The sequence below is a fragment of the Herbaspirillum sp. CAH-3 genome, from assembly GCF_009668275.1.
Lineage (GTDB): Bacteria > Pseudomonadota > Gammaproteobacteria > Burkholderiales > Burkholderiaceae_D > Herbaspirillum > Herbaspirillum aquaticum.
The window spans coordinates 24,619-47,489 of sequence record NZ_VSWE01000027.1; the positions used below are offsets into that span (position 1 = coordinate 24,619).

Sequence of the window (22,871 nt, forward strand, 5' to 3'; positions counted from 1 at the left end):
GCACCATGAGCCTGGACGCAACCCAACGCCAGCAGCTGGAAAAGCGCCGGCTGGCACCGCTGGCCACGCCCGGTGCACTCTCGGAGCTGGCCACGCAGGAAATCGGTGGCGCCCTGACCATGCTGCTGGCGGACATCTTCGCGCTGTACCTGAAGACGAAGAATTTCCACTGGCACATGTCGGGACCGCATTTCCGTGACTACCACCTGCTGCTGGACGACCAGTCCGGGCAGATCATCGCCATCACCGATGCGGTGGCCGAGCGGGTCCGCAAGATTGGCGCGACCACCTTGCGTTCCACCGGTCATGTCGGCCGACTGCAGCGGCTGGCCGACAACGATGCCGACTTCGTCACGCCCTCCGACATGCTGGCCGAACTGCGCGAGGACAACCTGCGCCTGGTCGGTTTCATGATGGCCACCCATGCGCTGTGCGATGAGCACGGCGACGTGGCCACCGCCAGCCTGCTGGAGAACTGGATCGATGAGGCCGAGCAACGTGCCTGGTTCCTGTTCGAGTCGGGGCGGACCTCGATGTAAGTGGCCAGCGTTGAAGCTGGTGGCGGAAGGCAGAGCTTGACGGCTCTGCCTTTTTTGCGTTTTCCTTCACCCCGTTGCCGATGGGCCGGCCGGCTGCCGGGCAGCGAAGCGGGTCGCCATATTTCCGTTCATTTCCAATCTTTTTTTGTCGGATCCACCCCTTGCCGTCTCCTTTCATGAAGCGCCTCCGCCTGCAGGACGACATCATGCTGGCCCGTGCAGCCCAGCCGGTTGCGCCAGCGCAGCCGCCGGTGCTCGACATCCCGGGCGATGAGGCCTTTTCGGTCATCGTGCAGTTGCAGGATTTTCGCCACCACAAGCTCTGGCGCGGCCAGCAGCTGGTACATGCGGGCGGCCACCGCGTGGGCGACATGGCCATCACCGACCTGCGCGAGCAGTGGCGCTGCCAGCATCTCTCGTCCTACGACAACGTGCGCCTGCAGTTGCCGCGCGCCACCATTGAACAGTGGAGCGAGGAGGGCGGGCGCCGCATCAGCGCCTTGCAGCCGCGGCAGGCGGTACGCGATCCGGTGGTCTGGCACCTGGTGCAGGCGATGTTGCCCATGCTGGGGGAGGCCGCCAACGATGGCGACACGGTCTTTGTCGACACCGTCACGCTGGCCCTGCACACGCACCTGGCGCAGCACTACGGCGGCCAGCCCGCGCCGCGCAGCAGCGGCCGCTTGGCCGGATGGCAGCAGGCGCGGGTGCGCGACTACATGCTGGCGCACCTGGGACAGCGCCTGACGCTGGCCGAGCTGGCGGCGCAATGCGGCTTGTCGCGGGCGCATTTCTCGCGCGCCTTCAAGCTCAGCTTCGGCCTGCCGCCGCACGCTTGGCTGCAGCGCCAGCGCATTGCCCTGGCCTGCCGCCTGCTGCGCGAGAGCGGCAAGGGCATGTCAGTCATCGCGCTGGAATGCGGCTTTTCGGACCAGAGTCATTTCAGCCGGGTGTTCAAGCAGGTGATGGGGGTGGGGCCGATGAGGTGGGTGAGGGCGCAAGGCTAGGGCCTGTTCACAATCAACCGCACTCGCAGATTGAATGTGAACAGGCCCTAGGGCCATGCCAGGCTCATTCGCCCAGGATGGAAATATGGCTACGATCATCCGGCGTCAACAGTGGCGCGATGATCTGCTCCGCATAGATCCTGTCTCCCGTGCCGGTCACGATGACCAGATGGACATCGGGATGCGACTGATTTGTCTTGGTCTCCCCTCGTATCGCCTTCATCGTTCGCGCTAGCGCAGAGCGCTGCTTGATGCCGGACGTGCGGACGACGTCTTTCCATTCGGTCCAGATTCGCTCGATACCTTCGGCGTGCTCTTCATACCTCACCTCGATGCCGCATAGTCCGTCACCGTGGCTTACCAGAAGGTCTGCATGCCCCGCCGATCGGGAAGGTGTCACGTGGAAAAATTCACTGCCGGAACGCTGCAGCATTTGCGCAACAAGCCCCTCGGCAAATTGGTGTGCGATTTGATGACGACGCGAACGTGGCATGGCGACTCCTCAGATGAGCTGTGTCAGGGACGGATTGTTGCGAAGCGCCCAGACGCGGCAGACCTCGTTGTAGATGGCGATCTTGACTGCGTCTTCGGCCAGGTCATGCAGTGGAGCAAGACTTGCGATCCCCTTTGATTGGCGCGCGGCTATCCCCTTTACATAGATCTTTTCCCGCCGTGCGCTACTGCGATCAACGAGGCCCACGAAGAAAGGTGTCTTCATGGCGTGCGCACGTGCTACTGCTGCCGCACTGAAACGCATGGCATAGGCGCCGGTGATGTCGGGAGGCTTGAGCGTAGTTTTGACCTGGAGGAAAAAGAAGGGCCCGAGACGGCGTGCAGTCGCATCCAGCAGATACACGACATAGTCATAGGTCGGTTCCTTTCCGCCGAAATGAAGCGCCTCGAACAAGCAGCCGCCTTCTCCGGGCAGGAAGCCGCGAGGAAGGCAAGCCGATGCAATGACCGGACGCATGAGTTCAATGCCGCACAGGTATTCACCGCTCGCGCCAATGATGTTCTTGAGATTGCCCATCGTGGTTGTGCGGGCGGTGCTGGAGACCGCCCGGGCTGCTATCAGAGCCGCACAGGTTACTGATGGGAAGATGCGATGTGTTCAGGAGCGCGGCAAAAGCGGGTCAGTTTCGAAGGCCTTCGAAGGCAATCGCCTCCCGGCATGCGTGCCCATACGGTCTGCCTGGGTCTGGTACAGGCGGCTACCGGCCAGCCCTTCAGAATGCCGGCTCACCGCTGCCGCGCCGAATGAATCTGCAAGCGCTCGGCCGCCCGCACCAGGTCGGCCAGGGTCTTGGTCTGCATCTTGTCCATCACGCGGCGCTTGTGGACCTTGACGGTGATTTCGCTGATGCCCAGCTCGGTGGCGATCTGCTTGTTGAGCAGGCCGCCGATGGCCAGTTCCAGGACTTCGCGCTCACGTGGGGTCAGCGTTTCCAGGCGCGAGGCATTGGCCGCATGCTCCACCCGCAGGTGCAACTGGCGGCTGGCCAGCGCCAGGGCCTCCCGTACCGCGCCCAGCAGACGCTCCTCCTCGACAGGCTTGGTCAGGAATTCATGGGCGCCCGCTTTCATCGCCTGTACCGTGGCGGGAATGGTGCCGTAGCCGGAAATGAAGATGATCGGAATCGCATCGCCACGGTGCTCCAGCCGCCGCACAACCTCGAAGCCGTCCGAACCCGGCATCTTCATGTCCAGCAGCAGGCAGCAGGGCTCGCCGGGCAGGGCTTCCTGCAGGAATTCTTCGGCCGAGGCAAAGCCCCGCGCCTTCATGCCGGCCGAGGCCAAGAGTCTCAACAGGGCGGTCCTGACCATCCCGTCGTCGTCGACGACGTATACGGTGCTTTCCATATTGAAATCCGTCTGCCAGTTGAGAAAATGCTTGCACCAGCAGGGCCGTTCATGGCGAACTCCGCACGCTCCGGAAAGCGCGGGCATCCTTGGCCTTGCAGTGCTGCCATGATCTGCATTCAGCCCGGCTTTGGATTGTACAAATGTGCTGTTTTTTGTAAAAAATGCCTTTGTTGCATACATCAAGGTCTTCTCGTTGCTGATCCGGCAATGATTTAGCGCGTTTCGCAAGCGCTGTCTTATCCACAGGGATAATGGGCGCACGGCCGCTGCGGTGCTAAGGTCACAGGCCCGCCCCTCTGAAGCGATACACCTCATGAATGCCGCACAACGCAACCGCCTCCAGTCCTCGGGACTGGCCTTTCTCGCCGCCTATGTCGATACGCTGGGTTTCATCGCCCTGTTTGGCCTGTTCACGGCACACGTGACGGGCAACTTCATCCTCATCGGTGCGGCCCTGGCCGATAGCGGGCAGATGTCCATCCTCCTGAAATTCCTGGCCTTCCCGGCCTTCATCCTCGGTGTGGCGGTGGCGCGCGTCTTCATCGCTTCCATCCAGCGCCGCAATGGCCGGGCACTGGGCTGGTCGCTGCTGCTGCAGTTGGTTTTGCTGATCGGATTCATGCTCTGCGGCATCGCCGCCACCCCGGTGCAGTCGCCCACGGCGGGCTGGGTGATGGCTTCCGGCCTGCTGGGTACCGCCTCCATGGGCGTACACAGCGCCATCAGCCGCCTGCTGCTGGCGCACCTGGCACCGACCTCGCTGATGACGGGCAACGTCACGCAAGTGGTGATCGACGTGGTGGACATGCTGCGCGGCGCGGCCGATGCCGGTACCACCGAGCGCTGCATCAAGTTCGTGTGGCCGGTACTCTCCTTCGGCATCGGTGCCATCGCCGCCGCGTTCGCCTATCACCTGGTCGGCTTCGCCGGGCTGATCGTGCCGGTGCTGATCCTGGTGGCGATGGTGGTGTGGGAATGGCGCCAGCCCCTGCCGGCCAAGGCGGCCCCGTGAACAAGTCGCGCCTGGAAGCCTTCAGCGATGGCGTCATCGCCATTGCCATCACCATCATGGTGCTGGGCTTGCAGACACCGCAGGGCGCCAGCCTGGCCGACCTGGCCCCGCTCATGCCGCCGCTGCTGAGCTATGTATTGAGCTTCGTCTACATCGGCATCTACTGGGTCAACCACCATCACCTGCTGCAGCTGGCCACGCAGGTCGACCGGCGCGTGCTGTGGGCCAACCTGCACCTGCTGTTCTGGCTGTCGCTGCTGCCCTTCGTGACTTCGTGGGTGGCCAACCATCATCGCCAGAGCGCACCCGTGGCCTGCTACGGCGTGGTGCTGCTGATGTGTTCGATAGCTTTCCTGCTGTTGAAACGCGCGCTGCGCCACAGCGAGGCGGCGCATCCTTCGCTGGCCGCTTTGCTGGGTCATGGCCGCAAGAATGCGCTCTCCATCCTGCTCTATGCGGTGGCCATTCCGCTGTCACTGGCCACCCCGCTGGGGGCCACCGCCATCTACGTGTTGCTGGCCCTGCTGTGGTTCCTGCCGGACCATCACTTCGAGGCGGCCCGCCCGCGCTGAGGGCGCGGACTTATCCGCCTATCTTGTCCCACAGCGCCTGGCCGTTGAAGTCGCGGATCACCGCGTGGGCGCCGGCGGCGCGCAAGCGCGCCTCATCCAGTCCACCCAGCATGCCGAAGGTCCAGACCTGCGCACTGCTGGCGGCTTTCACCCCCGAACTCGAATCCTCGAAGGCCACTGCCTGCCCAGGTTTGCCGCCCAGCAGTTGCAGCGCGGTCAGGTAGGGCAGGGGATCGGGTTTGGCGCGTTCCAGTTCATCGCCGATGACCAGCGTATCGAAGCGGCCGGCCAGGCCGGTGGCCTTCAACATCAGCTCGGCATTGGCGCGCGGGGCATTGGTGACGACTGCCGAACGGCCGCCGATGCGGGCGATATGGTCAAGCAGGCGTTCGATGCCGGGCGTGGGCGCGACCTGCTGGTCCAGCTGCGAGCGGAACAGCTGTTCCTTTTCTTCGGCCAGCGGCTGGTACTCCGAGGCCGGCATGCCGGGGAACAGGTGGTTGAAGATCATGGCGTTGGAGGCACCCATGATGTGGGTCTTGTAGTACTCCACATCGACCGAACGGTTCCAGCGCGACAGGATGGTGTTGAAGGCCGCGTGATGCAGGGCATCGCTGTCCATGAGGGTGCCGTCGAGGTCGAACAGGAAATGGGTGATCGCAGTGTTGGCCATGGTAATCCGTAGCAAGGTCGGGTAGCGCGAGCTGGCGCCGTTGAGTGAGGCGCTCATTCTATAAGACCCGGGGGGCCGCTGCTGTGCAGTTTCCGGTCCGCCTTTCTGCAACTTGTTCGTTACGCGTTTCTGCACGGATTTCTGCCCGCGGTTCTGACTGCTTTCCTGCACGCCGACTCGCACTGCTCCTGCTCTCCTACGCCACCTGCCGAACTCCGCCGATGGCGCCGCCGCTGGTGCGCGCCTACAGTCTGTGCGTGGCAATGCCCCCAGCCCTGCGCACGTCGCAGAGATCAATCCATCAAGAATCGCGAGGAGACTCATGACCACCTCAACCATCCACCCCCTTCCACCGGCCAGCATCGAGGCCGTCAACAACAACGGCTCCGGCGTCTCGTGGGGCGCCATCCTGGCCGGCGCTTTCGCAGCGGCGGCCTTGTCCTTCATCCTGGTGATGCTGGGCTTTGGCCTGGGCTTCTCGTCGATCTCGCCGTGGTCCGGCGAGGGCGTTTCGGCCAAGGCCATCGGTTACTCCACGGCGGGGTGGCTGCTCTTCACCCAGATCGCAGCCTCGGCCATCGGTGGTTTCCTGGCCGGCCGCCTGCGCGTGAAATGGGCTGGCCTGCATACCCGTGAAGTCTATTTCCGCGATACCGCACATGGTCTGCTGGCCTGGGCCGTGGCCTCGCTGGCCACCGCCGCCCTGCTGGGCTCGGCCGTGGGCAGCGTGATCTCGGGCGGGGCCAAGACCCTGGGTGCCGCCGGTGGCGTACTGGGTACCGGCGCTGCAGCGACGGCCGCGGCCATGGGCCCTGAGGGTGCGCAACAGGCCGGCAACCTGGCTGACCGTGCTTCGGGTTACTTCATCGATTCGATGTTCCGCAGCGGCACCACCAGCGGCACTGCCAGCACCAGTGCAGCGCCTGCCGCACCGGTGCCCCCAGCTGCCGGCAGCGATGCCGGCACCGCCGCCCCGGCCGCCCCGCTGGCCGCACCGACTCCCGCCGATGGCCGTGAGCTGACCTCGGCCCAGCGCATGGAAGTGGTCCGCGTCTTCGGTTATTCGCTGGCCAACCAGCAGCTGGCCGACAACGACAAGCGCTACCTGGGCCAGCTGGTAGCACGCCACACGGGCCTGTCGCAAGCCGATGCCGAGAAGCGTGTGGCCGACACCTTCGCCGCCTACCAGCGCAACCTGGAGCAGGCCGCTACCAAGGCCAAGGAAGCCGCTGATGCTGCCCGCAAGGCTGCCGCCTATGCCTCGCTGTGGATGTTCCTGGCGCTGTTGTGCGGTGCCTTCGTGGCCAGCCTGCTGGCTACCTACGGCGGCCGCCTGCGTGACCGCAACGAACTCTACGGCGAACCGGTCCTGCATCACGAGCTCCACGCTCACCGCGTCGCCGAACCGGAACTGCGCTGAAGCGGCGCAACCGGCCACACATCCGCATCCCAACTTTCATAGGAGACTGACATGGGCGCCATTCTGCTCTGGCTCTTGGGGATTCCCATCCCCATCATCCTGCTGCTGATCCTGCTGTTCTGAGGGCTTCGGTGAAGGAAATGACAAAGGGCGGCCGGAGGGCCGCCCTTTGTCATGGGTTGGAAGGAGAAGGCTCAGGACGGGTGAAGCATCTGTCAAATGGCGACACCCGCCCCGGGTCCGCTTACAGGCCGAAGATGCTGGCCGTATTGAGGTTGTTGTACACCACGTTCTGCAACATCAGGGTATAGGTCAGCGTACCCGGTCCGGCGCCATCCAGATCGATCACCAGGCGCGTGTCGTTCGGATTGGCACCGGCCGAGGCCCTGACGAAACTGGACAGGTTGGCCTGGGTGAGGGTCTGGTTGAAGACCTCCACCTTGTCCACCCCCACCGTGAAGTCGCTCACGGTCGCCGCCAGGTTCTCGGTGCGGCCGTAGGAACCGACGATGATCTTGTCCTGACCGGCGCCCGTCTGCACGAAGGTAGCCGTGCTGGAGCGGGTCGAACCGAGTGCGATCTCATCGTTGCCGTTGCCCCCCAGGATATCCCCGCTCGATTGCGCGGCCCAGTACCAGCCCAGCTTGAGTCCCTGCACGACGGCGCTCTGGCCGAGCGCTGCACCGCCCGAGCGTGAGGCCGTGACGGTGAGGTCACGGTACAGGCCCGGTGCCAGCGCCCCGGCCGGCAGGGTGATGGAGAAGTCGCCTGCAGCGGCCTCGCCGAAGGCCAGCACCTTGCCGCCCATTTCGATGGTCACCACGTAGCGGTCGCTGGCGCTTCCGCCACCCACCTTGCCGGAGATCACCGGACCGCTCGCTGCATGCCCGGAGGCTTGCGTGGTATCGAGATCGTTGACGACCGCATAGCCGTTGTCCGACCCATTGAGCGCCTGGCTTGCGGCCGGGGCCTGCTTGCTGCCGCGTACCGACAGCTCGGTGAGCGTGACCGGGTTGCTGCCGGCCGCCACCGAGACACGCTGCGTGGCGCCGACGACCGTATTGCCCGCCGTATCGACATAGCGTGTCACGATGTCATGCTCGCCCGCTGCCAGGCTTTGTGCCACGGTCAGGTTCACGGTCTTGTTGCCGGGGCCGATGTCGTCACTGGTCAGTACCTTGCGGGCCAGTACCGTATTGCCCTCGAACAGCGCCACCACGTCACCCACGGCGGCGCGGCTGCCGTCGTAGCCGACCTGGATGGTCGGGGTCCGGTTGGGTGCGTTGGTGTCGATCTGGTAGAGCAGGCCGATATTGGCCAGGTCGATGCCGGCGCGGCTCTTGTCCTGCGCGGGTGTGGCTTCATACAAGTCCTTGCGGTCCAGTATGAAGCTGCCCCGGTGGTTGATGAAGACATCATCGCTCGCCTTGCCCGCTTGCCGGACCAGCGTGAAGTTGAGCCAGGTCCCCAGCACGTTGCTGCCCGCGCCTTGCTGCATGACGGCCACTTCTTGACCGGGAGCGATGGATTGATTGAAGCGCTGGTAGCTCTTCAGGTTGGGGTTGCTACGGTTGGCATCGTCGATGATGAGGGTGCCGCCCCATTCGGCCGAGATGCCCCGGATCGCCGCCAGGAAGCTGGCTGCGTTGGCAAAACCGCTGGGCAGGGGAAGCAAGGCCGCGCCTTCCAAACGGTTCAGGTTATGCGGGGTGGTGGGCGGGAAGTTGGGATTGCCGAAGACATCTTCCATCTTCGCCACCCCGTAGGCTTTCTGCGACCCCGGCAGCAAGGTCGTGCTCAGCTGGGTCGGCACGATATTGTCCAGCGACAGCACCACTTCGGCCCGACCCACGTTGCTGGCCCGGTCCACCACTTCGATGGGTATGACGCGTCCCACGGCCGGCGGCGCGAAGCTGTACCTGAGCGATTCGAGGATGGCCTTGACCTGCAGGCCATCAAGCGCTCCCCCTCCGGTGCGGCTGATGGTGGCCAGGCGCGTGCCGGCCACGTAATGCAGTTCCACCCCGTTCACCCCGCCCAGGCTGCCGCTGAAGTCGATGTTGCTGCGCGTGGTGAAGCGCGTACCGCCCAGGATCAGGTTGTCGTTGCTGGCATCGTTGCCGCCCGGCAGGGTCAGGCGCACCATGGCGATGTCGTTGGCAACGGGCGCCGCCATCGCGCCCTTGATCAGCGGCACGCCGCTGGTGGCCTGGTCCAGCGTGACGGACTGGCTGCGCTGCCCCTGGATGCCGGGAGTGTTGGCGTCCAGGTCCAGCACCGGGGCGGCGGTATCGAGCACCAGCGTGGCGCGCGATGTCGTGCCTCCCAATGCAGCTCCGCTCGAGGTGGCACTGACCAGGGTGATGTCCATGCTGCGTTCCAGGCCGTTTTCCGGGTTGAGGCTGCGGATCTTGATGGCTTCCAGGATGGCCTTGACCTCGGCCCCGCTGAGCGTGGCGCCGTTCTGTCGCTTTCTGATCACGGTCAGTCCGGGTTTGTCGGCTGGCAGGAACCAGAGGATGCCCGTCACTCCGCCGATGTCGCCGAAGAAGACATTGGGCTGAGCCGGACTGCTCTCGAAGAAGTTGGCGAAGATCACGCGATCCGTACTGCCATTGAAGTCGGGGAAACGCAACTGGATCTCGGCCGTGTTGGCTGCCGAGGGCGCCACCATGTTCTCCACGAAACGCTCGCCCCCGGCCATATCGGAGAGGAGCTTGGCGCTCGAGTTGACATACCGGGTCCCGGCCGTCTGCACGCCAGCCTGAAGGGGGTTCAGGTCGACCGACAATCCGGTGCCATCGGTGCGCACCGTCACCCGGTTCAGGTCCACGCTGCGATGACCGCTGCCGTCACCCAGCGCGATGTCGATGCTGCGGCTCCTCACTTCGTTGCTCAAGCCGATGTTCTGCAGGCGCAGGGCTTGCAGAACATCGTGCACCTGGTCACCGGTGAAGGCGCTGCCATCGGTCTTGGTGATGGTCACCGTGCTCTTGTTGGCGATCGTCACGAACTTGTAGCTCAGGCCCGCTACCCCGCCAATGCTCCTGTTGTCGACCTGTGCCAGGTTGTTGTTGATGCCGACCGCGCGATCCAGGATCAGCGAGTCCACCGGCGAGGCACCGGCATTGTCGGAGACCAGTTCGATGAAGCGGATGTCGTTGGCCTTCACGGCGGCCAGTTGCGGCATCAGGGACACGCCGTTGCCGGTGGCCACTTCGGCACTGGTAACGGTGATGCTGCGGCTGGCCTGTACGCCCTCGGTGACGGCGTCCAGGTCCAGTTGCGGCGGCAGATTGGTGACCATGCGCAGCTTGAGGTCGGCCACTTCGCTGCTCCTGCCCTGGGCATCGATCTGTTTGACCTTGTAACCCCAGGCCGCATCGCGCGTGCCGTTGGCATTGACCAGGCTCACCCCGTCGATCCGGGTCTGGTGGCTGCTGACGCCATTGTTGCGCAGCATCTCCGAGGCCACCAGGCTGGCGCTGCTGTCGACGGCCAGCCAACTGGCGACTGCTTCCGGTGTCTGGGCCGGCTGGCTCGATGGCGCTTCGCGGAACCATTGGCTGCTGTCGTTCTTGCGCGAGATCACGTAGCCGCCACCGATGGCCGACCAGACGAACCAGTCAGAGGCGCCGCTGCCGCTGCTGTAGACCGGCTTGCTCAGATCGATGAGCGCAGCGCCCGTGGCCAGGTAGGCCGCGCTGAAGGGAAGGCCGCCGCCATTGCGCAGGGCCAGCACTTCATCCGAGGACAGCAGGGTATAGACCGCATTGGCCGCGGTGCTGCCACCGGTCACGGTTTTCAGGCCGCTCACGGTGAGGCTGCGATTGAGATTGAAGCTGGCCTTGCCGAAGTTGTCGAAGTTCTTGCGCTCGATCTCGGTGCCGTCCTCGCGTGTCAATATCGCCACGCTGCCGCGCCGTCCGGCAAGCTCCAGCGTCACCGTCTTGTTGGGGCCGCTGGCCGCATCCACCAGCACCGTGCCATCGGCCAGTGTCTTCAATGGCGAGACCACGCTCACGGTCGGGGCTTCGATACGGGTGACCAGGTTCAGTTGCAGCACATCGCTCTCGCTGGTGTTGCCGGCCTTGTCGGTCTGCCGCACCTTCACGCTCTTGGCGCCATCGGTATTGCCGCCGCCATCAATGGCACCCTTGACCTTGAAGCTGTCGCCCGTGCCGACGCTCCAGGTGGAACCGCCATCGGCACTGTATTCCCAGCGCGACCCGGCTTCGAGGTTGGCCACGCGCACCGTGCCATCATCGGTGCTGCCACCGACCGGGGGCTTGGCCAGCGCCAGGGTCGCCTTGGGAGGCGGAGTCGTGTCCAGCGTGAAGCTGAAGGCATTGCTGGGCTCGCTGGTGTTGCCGGCGGTGTCCTTGACCCGCAGGCGCACGTTCTTGAGGCCGTCCATGCCGCCGTCCTTCCTGCCCTTGATGGGGGTGGACAGACTGAGCCATTCGCTGCCGTCGACGCTGTATTCGAAACTCGCCGTCGGTTCGACCGGACCGCTCGGCACGATCTGGCCATTGCTGGTGATGCCATCGCTGTTGGATTCGCCCGTGTCGCTCGCCAGTCTTGGGGCCTGCGGCTTGTCCGGTGCGCGCGTATCGAGCGTGAAGCGGAACACGTCGCTGGACACGCTGACATTGCCGGCGGCATCGCGGCTGCGCAGCAGCACGCTCTTCTCGCCATCGCTGCCGCCGTCCCGCGTGCCCTTGACGGGCTGGCTGATGTCGTTCCAGGTGAGGCCGCTGTCGACACTGTACTCGAAGCGCAGACCGGCTTCGCTGGCGACCGGGGCCCGCAGGCGTCCATCGTTGGTGAGCAGGTCAGTGCCGAGCGTGCCGCTGTCGCTGACCAGCGAGGCCACGCCCGGCTTGACCGGGGCGGTGGTGTCCAGCCGCATGGTCAGTACCGCGCTGGTACTGGTATTGCCTGCCGCATCGGTCTGCCGTACCCGCAACTGCTTGTCGCCATCACCGGTGACGGTGAACCTGTTGCCGCTGCCATTGGTCCAGGTGGTGCCGCCGTCGGTGCTGTATTGCCAGGCGTTGCCTGCATCCAGGTCCAGCACGTTGACGCCACCGTCCTTGGTCAGGCGCAGCACTTCGTCACCGCTGGTGTTGTTGACCAGGGCCAGGCGCGGCACACGCGGCAGCGTGGTATCGACCGTGAAGTCCAGCTTGCTGCTGGGCGCGCTGACGTTGCCGGCGCGGTCGGTCTGGCGCACCAGCAGGCTTCGGGCGCTACCGTTGTCGGTGAAGCTGAGCGTGTTGTCGCTGGCGATGCCCTGGGCCGACCAGTTCTGGCCGTTGTCCAGGCTGTACTCCCAGGTGGCACCGGGCTCCAGTCCTTCGATGCGGATCGTGCCATCGTTGGTGAGGCCATCCGTGGCGCTGCTGCCGGTGTCGCTGCGCAGGCGCGCCGTGGGTGCGTTGGGCCTGGCCGTATCCAGCGTGAAGTTCAGCGCTGCGCTGTCGGTACGGTTGCCCGCCAGGTCGTACTGGCGCACGATCACGCTCTTCTGGCCATCGCCGGCCGGCAGGGTCAGGCGGGTGCCGCTGCCGGCAGTGAAGCTGGTGCCGCCGTTGAGCGAATACTCCCAGCGTCCCAGCGCTTCCAGGCCTTCGATATCGATCGTACGGTTGTTGCTGAACAGACCGCTGGCCGCGTCGCCGCGCGCACCGGCCAGGACCAGCCGGGGCGCCGCAGGTGGCGTGGTATCGAGCGTGAAGCTCAGGCGGCTGACGCTGCTGGCATTGCCGGCCTGGTCCAGCTGGCGCACTTCCAGGTACACGTTGCGGTTCTGGTTGGCAGCCGTGCCGACCGGGTTGAAGTTGCTGCCGCTGCCGTTGGTCCAGTCCGGGTTGTCGGTGAAGTCGTTGCGGTTCAGGCGCCATTGCCAGGTGGCGTTGGCTTCCAGGCCGGTGAGGCGGATGGTGTCGTTGTTGGTCACCGGCAGCTCGTTGACGGTGCCGCCCACCGTAGCCAGGGTGATGGCCGGTGCGGGCGGGGCCATCGTGTCCAGCGTCATGCCCAGGGTTTGTCCGGCACTGCGGTTGCCGGCGCTGTCGAACTGGCGCACGGTCAGGGTGTGTGCGCCCTGTTGCGTGACCTGGAAGCTGTTGCCTGAGCCGGTCTGGAAGGGACCATTGTCGATCCGGTATTCCCACTGCGCACCCGCAGCCAGATTGCTGACATTGACCTTGCCCTGGCTGGTGATGCCATCGGTGGCAGAGCTGCCGGTGTCCTGATCCAGCCTGATCTGCAGGTTGGCGGGCGGGGCCACGGTGTCGATGACCACCTTGTGCGCCACCTTGATCGACTCCACGTTGGTCATGGTGTTGCGGGCCTGCAGTTGCAAGACCTTCTCCACGCCATCGGCGTTGTCGGCGTTCAGGCGCGCCCAGTCCGCGTTGGTGAGGGTGTAGCTCCAGCTCCACCGGCCGTTTCCTGCGCTGGTCACGGTGATGCCGCTCCTCATGACCGTGCCATCCGGATAGAACAGCGTAAGTACGTCATGCTGTCCGGCGCTGCCACTGAGGGTCACGCCGGCCTGGCGCTCGGCCAGGTTGATCATGTCGTCGCCGGCCACCACGTTCCAGCTCGGCACGCCGGTCACGCTCAGCACCAGGGTGCGCAACTGGCTGAAGGTGTTGAGCGCGCTGCCGCTGTCGGGCAGGGCCTGCAGCATCTGGCTGATCTGCGCGAGGGCGGCGGCGTCCACGGTCAGGCCGATCAGGGCAAAGTCGGCGGCCTGCAGCGGCGCCGTGTTCACGCCTTGTTCAGCCAGCGCGAGTTTGTTTACCAATGCAACTAACTGTTGGATTTCCAGTGGCGTGTCGACCGCGCTGGCGCTGCGGCTGTCGACCAGGGAACTGAGCAGCTGTACTGCATTGGCGGTAGCGCCCGGGTTGCTGCTGTCGAGCGCCTTGAGCGTGCTCATGTCCACGCCGATACGCTCGAAGTCGGCCAGCTTGGCCAGGTTGGCCGTCGGGGTGTTGTCGGCGGTGCCATCGGCTTGCTGCAACAGCAGCCGGTAGGAATCGACCACAGCTTGCAGCGCAGGGAGCCTGGCGATGGTGGTGCCGGTGACTATGCTGCTGGCCAGCGCGGCATTGACGGCCTCGCGGTGGCCGGCGCTGTCACTGATGCCGGTGATGGCCAGTGCCTGGTAGTCGGCCAGGGTGGGGGCATCGCCACTATTGGTGTTGGCGTAGCTGATCACGCGGCCGTAGGCGGCGCGTACGCTGGTGGCTATGCCCTGCAGTTCAGCCAGGGTGTCGATGTCGACCAGCGCCTTGGTCTGCAGCACGGTCACCAGGACATCGCGTTCTTCCGCACTGAGGGCAGTCACCCCCATGGTGTTGAACTCGGCGATGCCAGGCGTATTGCTGGCCGCCTGGTTCTGCGCGCCGGCCAGGCCGATGAATTTGCCCACGGTAGCACCCAGCGCCTCGATTTTGGCGGGCGTGGCGACCGCGTCTGCCTGCACGCTGTCGATGAGTGATGTGAGCAGCGAGAAGATGGCCGCATCCTTGGCATTGCCACCGCCGCCGGGCTGGGTCACCCCGGCAATGCTGACGCCGATATCGCGGAACTGCTGGGCGGTGAGGGCCACGCCGGTGTCGCCGGCATGGCCGTTGGCGCTGTCGAGGATGGCGTTGTAGGCCAGCACGACGCGTTTGACTTCGGCCGGGGTATCGGCCTGGGCGGCCGTGATGCCGGCCCCGTGCAGGGCGGCATTGATGGCACCGACGCGCTCGGCGCTGACCAGCGCGGCGCGCACGCCGCTGGCATCGGCGTCGCTGTGGACCAGGCCGATGGCGCGGTAGTCCTCGGCGGTGGGGGCAGGGGCATTGGGCAGACTTGTTTCGTCGGCGTATTGCCGGATCTTTTCCTGGGCTGCGCCGGCGCGTGTGGCCAGGGTTTGCAGGCTGGCCAGGCGAGCGACTTCGCTGCCGTCGCTGCGGCTGGCGGCAATGGCCGAGAGCACGGCCGGCAAGTGGTGACCGGCGATGCCGCTGGCATCGGTATAGGTGGTCAGGGTCACGCCCAGTTCCTGCAGCTCGGCGGCGTCCAGGCCGGTGCTGATCGTGCCGGTGGCGGCCAGCGTGCGCAGCGTACCGATCACGCCCAGCAGGTGGCGCAGCTTGCCCGGCAAGGGCAGGGCAGTACCGGCATGGTCGCGGCCCAGTTCGACGAAGGGGCGGGCGGTGATGCTGTCGATGAGCAGGCTCATGGCAGCCGGACCGGCTCCCTGTACTTCACTCTGCGGCAGGCCCAGCGCCACCAGGTCGGCAGCGGTGGGCGGCGTGGCCGATTGTGGTGTGTGGCCGGCTGTGCTGTCGACCACGCGCTGGGCGGCATCGATGATGGTCTGCAGCAGCGCCGGTGTGTTGGCACGGCTGCCGTCGATGGCCGCCGATTGCAGGGCCTCGTTGAAGAGCTTGAGGTATTCGGCGTTGCTGTTGCTGCCATTGACCGGCAGGCTCAGGCCGATGGCCTGCAGATCGGCGGCCGTGACCTGCTCGCCGCTGTTGTCCTGGGCCAGCTTGACGATGCGGTTGCGCGCGCTGGCGGCGGCATCGGCCAGGCTTTGCAGGGCAGCCAGCGAAACCAGGGCACTGCCGTCGTCAGCGGTGCTCTGCAGCTTGTTGAGCAGGAACGCGAGGTTGTCGACATTGACTGCGCCGACCCCCAGCCATTGCAGCTCGGCCACGGTGAGCGGGCTGGCCGGTGCCGGATAGTGCGGCGGTGCGGTGTTGGGCAGCGGCGCTACGGCCGCCACCTGCATCAACTGCTCCACCGTCAGCGCCAGCCGGTTCAGTCCGGCGATGGTGTTGATCTTGGCCGTATCCGGCTGGGCGTGGATGACGCTGTTCAACAATTGCAGGGCCTGGGGCGCATTGACGGCCGGCAGCTGCACGCCGATGGCCTGGTAATCCGCGGCCAGCGGCGCGGGGCCGGTGGCATTGCGCGCATGGCCCAGCACCTTGGCGTAGCCGCTGGCGATGGCGGCCAGCTTCTCGATGCTGTTTACGCCACTCACATCATGGGTCGCGGCGCTGTCATCCGAGCGCGGGGCACGGGTGGCCGGATCGACGGCATTGCCCTTGACCCGTACCGCGTCCAGGAAAGCCTGCCGCGTGGGCTCATCGATGAGCACGTCCAGCCCCAGCTTCTGCAGCCAGGCCAGGCCCAGGGTCAGGCCGGATTGGGCCGAGACCGGATCGGCCGCGCTCTCGCGGGCCAGGCGGATCAGGTCGCCGGCGGTGGCGGCCAGTTTCTCCAGTCGTTCCGGCGTGCCCACGCCCGTTTTGCTCTGCGCACCGACCACGCTGTTGAACAAGGCCAGCTTGTCGGGATCGATGGGGCTGCTCGGGGTGGTGCTGGCCAGGTTGTCCAGGCTCACGCCGATGGCGCGGTAATGGCTGGCCTGCAAGTTGGCGCCGGAGTCGTCGCCGCGGGTGCCGTCGGCAGCGGCCAGGATGGCGTTGTAGGACTGGACCACGGTCTTGAGCTTGCTGCGCGTATTGACATCGGGTCCGTTCAGTTTGGCCACGGCGGCATTGATGCTGGAAAGATTGTTCACATCCACCGTTACCCCGTCCGCGCCGGCCGCGATGCCGGTGGCGGCATAGTCGGCCAGGCTCGGCGGCGGATTGGCGTTGCTGTCGTTGGCGTAGGCGACGATGGCGGCGAGCGCGTCGTTGCTGCCATCAATCAAGGCTTGCAGTTCGGCCACCGTATCGATCTGGTCGGCGGGCTTGCTGCGCAGGGCCTGCAGCAGCGCCTCCAGGTTGCCGCTCTCGGTGTTGACCACCAGATTGCGCAGGCCCAGCAGGCGCGCAGCGTCGGCCCATGCCTGGCGGCCGGCGGCGTCCAGCGTGTCCACGCCATGCTGGTCCAGGAACACGGCCACCGCCGCGCCCAGCGCCTCCAGCTTGGCGAGGCTGTCGACCTGGTCGCGGCTCTTGCGCTTGAGGACGTCATTGAGCAGGCTCAGGTGTGGCGCCACCTTGTCGCTGGGGCCAGCCGGATCGCTGATGCCCCAGATGGTCGCGCCTACGGTGATGTAATGCTCTGCCAGCGGATCGCTGCCGGGCGTGGCATCGGGCACCAGGTCCAGCCCGTTGGCCGCGGTTTCGTTGGCCTCGGCCAGGATGCGGGCGTAGGCATCGACAATCCCCTGCAGCAGCTCGGGGCTGGCCACCTTCGCTGCGCCGATGCGGGGGCCGGCCAGGATGGAATTGAGGGCGCTCACGCCGACCTGGTCCGCGCCGGTGATGCCCATGGCGGCGTAATCGGCCAGGGTCGGCGCGGTCTGCGTGGCATCCTCGGCATAGGCCTTGATGCGGGTTTGGGCGATGCGGGCGGTATCGGCCAGGGTCTGCAGTTCGGCCAGAGTATCGACGCCGCTGCCATCATCCGGGCTGGCCCGCAGCGCGGCCAGGACGGCGGCCATGCTGTCGGTTTGCAAGCTGCCCACGCCCAGTTGTGCCAGGGCCGCCTGCAAGGCCGTGGCGCGGCCGGCGGCGGTGGCGGGCAGGTCGCCGAGGTTGTCGGCGGCGATGTGGAGGATGGTGTCGCTGGCGCGGATGAAGGGCAGCAACTTGCTGACCGTGTCAATTTCTTCACGTTGCCTGCCATTGGCGGCCAGGGCGGAGTTGAGCAGGCCCAGGCTGGCGGCGCCTTGCGGCGCAGTGACGCCAAGGGCTTCATAGTGGGCTGCCTGCGGCGTCGGCCGGGTGCCATTGGCATTGCCGATCTGCCCCAGGATGACGCGATAGGCGTTGACGATGCCCTGCACCTGCGACGGCAGACGCACCTGCTCGGCGCCGATGGTCGGGCTGGCCAGGGCGGAATTGATGGCACCCACCAGCAGGGTGTCGTCCACGCCGCTCACGCCGATGTTCTTGTAGTCGGCCAGCAGCGGAGGGCTGGCGCTGTCGTCGGCGGCATAGTCGGCGATCCGGCCGGCACTGGCCAGGGCATTGGTGGCGCGGGTCGCCAAGGTGGCCAGGGTAGTGACTTCGCTGCCGTCATCGGCGGTGGCGGCAATGGCCGGCAGGACGATGCGCAACTGGTCGGCCGACAGTTCCGGGCTCACGTGCAGGCGTTTCCACTCGTCCGCGCTCAAGGTATCGGTCTTGCCGGCGGCAATGCGGATGACACGGCTGACGATGTCGGCCAGGCTGTCGAGCTTGGCCACGGTGTCGACCTCATCGCGGTTGCTGCGGTCGATGACATTGCCCAGCAGGGTGATGGCATTGCTTTGCGCGGGCGCATCGGCCGGACCCGGGAATCGGTTTTTCAGGCTCGTGACACCAACCCGGCTGTAGTCGGCCTCCACGGGCAGTGCGGTACTGTTGGCCACGCCATCGGCGGCACCCAGGATCAGGTTGTACGACTTGACCAGGGCGGCGATCTTGCTCCAGGAATCGACCGCTGCCACCCCGACCTTGAAGACGGCATCGTTGATCGAGGCCAGGTTGACGGCCGTGACCTCATTGCCGGCGACCTGCAGCAGCGCATGGTTGTACTGCGCCAGCGTGGGCTGGGTCAGCGACGGATTGGTCGGGTCGATGGGGCTCAGGTGCTGGGCGTAGTTCATCAGCACTTGCAGCGTGCCCAGGTCGAACGCGACCACGGCGCGGATCTCGGCCAGGGTATCGACCAGGCCATCGACCTTGCCCGGGCGCAGCGAAGCCGGCACATCGCGCAAGGCGTCGGCCAGGCGCGCCACATTGTCAGCGGTGACCCCGAGAACGCCCAGGGCGCTGAAGTCCTGCGCCGTCAGCGGCGTGGGCAGGTTGATGCCGGCCGCATGCTGCGTCACCCGCTGGGCGGCTGCGGCGATGGCCTCCAGCGCAGCCGTGGTGGCCACGTCATTGAGCGGCCGGCCATCGATGACCTGGCCCACCACGCGCGCGGCGGCTGGGCTGAGCGCCGTGCTCACGCCCAGTACGGTGTAATCGGCCCCGGTGGGCAGGGCGGCATCGGCGGTGTTGCCGGGGGTGCCATCGGCCACCGCAGCTACGCGCGCGGCGGCCTCCACGATGGCGTGCAGTGCGGCCACGGTATTGCTGCGGCTGGCCGGCAGGGTCTTCAGGGCGGCGTTGGCGAGCGTGAGGGTGGCCGGCTGATCGGTGCCGGGGATGGCCAGGCGCTCGAAGTCGGCCGTGGTCAGCGCCGGGTTGGTGTCGTTCTCGCCAAAGACCGAGGCCTTGGTCAGGACGGCCGTGGCGGCGGTGACCACGTTGTTGACCAAAGTTCTCAGGCTGGCGGTGTCATTGACCTGCTCCGGGTCCCCGGTGGCGGCCACGGCACGCAGGATGGCCGGCAGCAGCGCCGTATCGACAGGGGTTCCCAGGAGGTCCGACAGCCGGGTGGTGCCGTCGCTCTTGCGCAGGCCGAGCATGGCTTGTTCCGGCGCCAGGTCGCGCGCAACCTGCGCTTCCTGCAGTCGGGTCTGGGCGGCCGTCAACGCGGTTTGACGGGCCGCCTTGTCCGCCGCGCTGGCCTTGTCAAACGCTTCCTGTGCTGCGATGACGGCGGCTTTGGCCTGGTTGAGCGCCTGTTCGCGACTGGCCACCAGCACGATCTGCTCGATCACGCGGGTGCTGTCGGCGATGAAAGTCTGGGTACTGTCGGTGAAGTTGCCGGCCGCGTCGATCTGGCGCACCTGCAGGCGCGCCTTGCCGTTGCCCTGCGGGGTCTGGCCCAGCAGTCGCAGCTGGTCGCCGCTTTGCCAGCGGAACCAGCTGCCCGGCGTGAGCGCGACCTGATCACCGTTGGCATGCACCAGTTGCAGCGTGGTTCCATCGGTGCCGCTGCCGGCCAGCAGGCGCAGATGGACTTCGGCGCCGCTCTCGAAGGGCAGGCGCGGGGTGAGGGTGACGCCGCTCTGGATGGCAATGCCATCGTCATTGCTCACGCCATCGTCGCGGTTGGCGGCCATGGCCAGTTGCACCTGGGCGGGGGCGGTCTTGTCCAGCGTCAGGCGCAGGGGCGTTTCCAGTTCGCGTGCGCTGCCCTGGGCGACACCCGATTGGGCGGCGGTGCGCAGGATGCGCGCCTTGATCCAGACCGGTCCCTCGCTGTTGGTGAGCTTGGGCGCGGTGTAGCGGACCCGGCCGTTGCTGTCCGGCGCAGCGGCGGTGAGGTCGGTGGGGGAGAACCAGTCGCCGTAACGTGGTGCGTTGTCGGGGTCGAGGCCGGTGGCGACCTGGAACTCCAGGCGCTCGCCAAACTTGAGTACGCGGCTGAGCACCACGCGCACGGCGGCGTCGCTGGTGACCTGGTCGTCATTGCCCGGGGACGCGGTGGGCAGCGACTCGGTGCCGTTGTAGAAGGTGTCGTTGACCAGCGTGATCCTGTTGACGGCAAAGTCGGTCAGGCCGGGCGGGGTGGTGAGGTCCACACGTACATCGGTATTGCCCTTCCACACATTGTCGTTGACGCGGCTGTTGTCGCCATCGCTCACCGTGACCCGTGCCGAGACCGGCTGCTCCAGCGTCACCCGCTTGAACAGGTCGATGGCAGCCTGGGGCGGCCTGAGCACGGCGATGCCGTTGCTGTCGGCAGTGCTGGGAGGCAGCTTGACGGTGATCTCCTGCCCTTGCGCATCGCGACCGACCAGGGTCACTTCGACCTTGGATTGGGGCGGCGCTTTCACTGCCAGGTTGCCGTTGATGAGGTCGTCCTGGTCCAGGACCTGCGTGCCACCGGCCGCAGGTGCCTGCCACGGCGCAGCGCCCGGCGTGGTGTTGCGGATCAGGATGGTCGGTTCGAGGATGCCCACGTGGTTCTGCAGCAGATAGTCGGTCACGCTGCTGCCGTCGGGCAGCTTCTGCAAGGAATCCAGCAGGGTGCGCGCCTGCTGGCGCTGCTCGGCGTTCCGGGTGACGTCGTTGGCGAGTGCGTTGAGCCGTTCGTTGAAGAGATCGGCCTGGGTGACCGGATCGCTCCAGCGCAGCCGGGTCGCCAGGGCGTCGGTGAACTGCAGGCTGTCGGCCAGCTTCTGGATGGCCGCGCCCTGATCGGCATAGCGGGTCTGGTCGGTTTGCTGGAGATTGGCGATGGCCTTCAAGGCGGCGCCGTAGTTGCGGGCGGTCACGCTGGCGTTGCTGGCGAAGTCCGGGTTGACCACGGCCGCGCCCTGCGCATCGGTGATGCTGGTGGTGATCAGCGCGCCGGAGGTGACATTGACCTTGAACAGGGCGCTCACTGCCGCGTTGGCGGCGGCCACGATGGGCGCGCCGATCTGGCTGGCGGCCAGGTTGGTCTGGCCCGATGCCAGGCCGGCCTTGAGCACCGCCAGTTCGGTCAGCGCCGTGACGTTGATGGTCTGGCTGCTGCCGTCGGCCAGCACCACCGAGCGCAGCACGGTTTTGCCGAGGTCAGCCACGCGCAGCGTGGCTTCGTCGGCAAAGTTGTCGGCCACGCCGGGCGTGTTGTCGCGCACGGCCAGCAGGATCAGGCCCTTGTAGTCGGACTGATCCAGCACCAGCGAATAGCGGCCATTGACGATCTGAACCGGTTTGCCGATCACGTTGCCCTGGCTATCGTAGGCGGTGATGGTGGCATTGTTGAGCGGGCCCAGGGCCGTCGCACCGGAGAGCGTGGCGGGCGGTTTGGCGGGCGTGGCAGCGTTGCCGGTGCTGCCACTGCCAGCTCCGCCACCACTACCGCCGCCGCCACCACCGCCTCCGGCGGCTGCCGCCAGCAGGCCCAGTCCGCCGGCCACCAGCGGCCAGGAGACCCCGCCGCTGCCGGCCTGGCCTGCCTTGTCGTTACCCGAATCGTTCAGCGAGGACGATGTGAGGTCGGATTTCTGGATCATCCCGCCGATGTCGGCCGGCTGCTTGAGGGCGCCCTCATCGGCCAGCGCGGCTGCCGGCTTGCCGTCCTCGATCTCCGGCCTGGCGTCGGCTTGCTCCTCGCTGTTGTCTTTGCTGGCGTCCTTGGCCTTGACCACGCGCTTGATGCCATAGCGCTTGATCTCCTTGGAGGTGACGGTAACGGCGGCATCGGGCGGGACTTCGATGTGGTTCAGTTTCTCGAAGACCTCGCCCAGGATCACGTCGCCATCGGCGAATTCCAGGACCAGCTGCGGCGAGTTAACCGCCGCCACGGCGCCCCGGCTGATGATGATCTTGTGGCCGTTCTCCAGGACCAGTGCCAGGTCCAGGTCGATGGCGCGCACGTCCTTGATGTCGCGCCGGTTGATGGTGCGCAGCAGGGTGCTGGCTTCGGTCAGGTTCAATACGGTAATGCTCATGTTGGCTGTTCTGTCGTTGAAGACATGCCTGATCGCGTCATCGGGCATGCATGTTGATCACGACTACGCCGGCCGCAGGACGGCAGAGGCCACGCTACCGCCCGGTGGGCAGGCATGACGATCATTGCGGCCGGGACAGGACTGTCCGGACCAAGGGTCTGCTCTCGGATCAGTGGGGCGAAGCCTGTCCCGGTGGAGGGAGCTGAAGCAGTTTTTTGCAGCGGCCGGCCAGCCTTGTCTCATGTTCTTTTGAGCTGACCGCGAACGCTGCGCATGACCTGTACTTCCGCCACGGCGTAGATTAACGGCGGAAATTATCCGTGGCGAGTCGTCGCCGGACTCTCGAAGAAATTCGATTTATTTGGCCTAGAAGCATATGTTTTGGGCGCTTCCAAAAGTGCGCCGAACCATGCCTGCAACCCGTCAAAACAAGATGACGAGCGATCAGAAATACTGGCCTTGGGGGCAAGGCGGGGCGCATCGGGGGGCGGTG

The 22,871-nt window shown here is 66.1% G+C and carries 10 protein-coding genes; 5 read left to right on the forward strand and 5 right to left on the reverse strand.

Annotation, left to right across the window (positions count from 1 at the left end; all coding sequences use genetic code 11):
• The first annotated feature begins 5 nt into the window (after positions 1-5).
• On the forward strand, positions 6-539 hold the full coding sequence (locus FYB76_RS25140) for a Dps family protein (protein ID WP_088756631.1): 534 nt from the start codon (positions 6-8) through the stop codon (positions 537-539).
• 176 nt (positions 540-715) lie between these two features.
• On the forward strand, positions 716-1,546 hold the full coding sequence (locus tag FYB76_RS25145) for an AraC family transcriptional regulator (RefSeq protein WP_154135431.1): 831 nt from the start codon (positions 716-718) through the stop codon (positions 1,544-1,546).
• A gap of 64 nt (positions 1,547-1,610) precedes the next feature.
• On the opposite strand, the gene FYB76_RS25150 is transcribed toward FYB76_RS25145, so the two are convergent.
• From FYB76_RS25150 to FYB76_RS27050, 3 genes are all read right to left on the reverse strand, one after another.
• A complete protein-coding gene (locus tag FYB76_RS25150; RefSeq protein WP_154135432.1) occupies positions 1,611-2,039 on the reverse strand; it encodes a hypothetical protein in 429 nt (142 codons plus the stop codon).
• A 9-nt stretch (positions 2,040-2,048) separates the two neighbouring features.
• On the reverse strand, positions 2,049-2,576 hold the full coding sequence (locus FYB76_RS25155; RefSeq protein WP_154135433.1) for a hypothetical protein: 528 nt from the start codon (positions 2,574-2,576) through the stop codon (positions 2,049-2,051).
• 209 nt (positions 2,577-2,785) lie between these two features.
• Positions 2,786-3,406 carry a response regulator transcription factor gene (locus FYB76_RS27050; RefSeq protein ID WP_088756598.1) on the reverse strand — a complete coding sequence of 207 codons (621 nt, stop codon included), beginning with the start codon at positions 3,404-3,406 and terminating at the stop codon, positions 2,786-2,788.
• Between the two features lie 316 nt (positions 3,407-3,722).
• Between FYB76_RS27050 and FYB76_RS25165 the strand changes: the two genes are divergently transcribed.
• Entirely contained in the window at positions 3,723-4,421 is a 699-nt protein-coding gene (locus tag FYB76_RS25165) for a YoaK family protein (protein WP_088756597.1), read from the forward strand.
• The gene (locus FYB76_RS25170; protein WP_370516416.1) at positions 4,418-4,993 is read left to right on the forward strand and encodes a TMEM175 family protein; all 576 of its coding nucleotides are present in this window, start codon (positions 4,418-4,420) and stop codon (positions 4,991-4,993) included. The genes FYB76_RS25165 and FYB76_RS25170 overlap by 4 nt, the downstream gene beginning before the upstream one ends.
• Positions 4,994-5,003: 10 nt before the next feature.
• On the opposite strand, the gene FYB76_RS25175 is transcribed toward FYB76_RS25170, so the two are convergent.
• Positions 5,004-5,666 carry an HAD family phosphatase gene (locus FYB76_RS25175; RefSeq protein ID WP_154135438.1) on the reverse strand — a complete coding sequence of 221 codons (663 nt, stop codon included), beginning with the start codon at positions 5,664-5,666 and terminating at the stop codon, positions 5,004-5,006.
• A gap of 322 nt (positions 5,667-5,988) precedes the next feature.
• Between FYB76_RS25175 and FYB76_RS25180 the strand changes: the two genes are divergently transcribed.
• On the forward strand, positions 5,989-7,086 hold the full coding sequence (locus FYB76_RS25180; protein ID WP_154135435.1) for a hypothetical protein: 1,098 nt from the start codon (positions 5,989-5,991) through the stop codon (positions 7,084-7,086).
• A gap of 244 nt (positions 7,087-7,330) precedes the next feature.
• Here FYB76_RS25180 and FYB76_RS25185 read toward each other — a convergent pair whose 3' ends face one another.
• A complete protein-coding gene (locus FYB76_RS25185) occupies positions 7,331-22,378 on the reverse strand; it encodes an Ig-like domain-containing protein (protein WP_154135436.1) in 15,048 nt (5,015 codons plus the stop codon).
• Between the last annotated feature and the right edge of the window lie 493 nt (positions 22,379-22,871).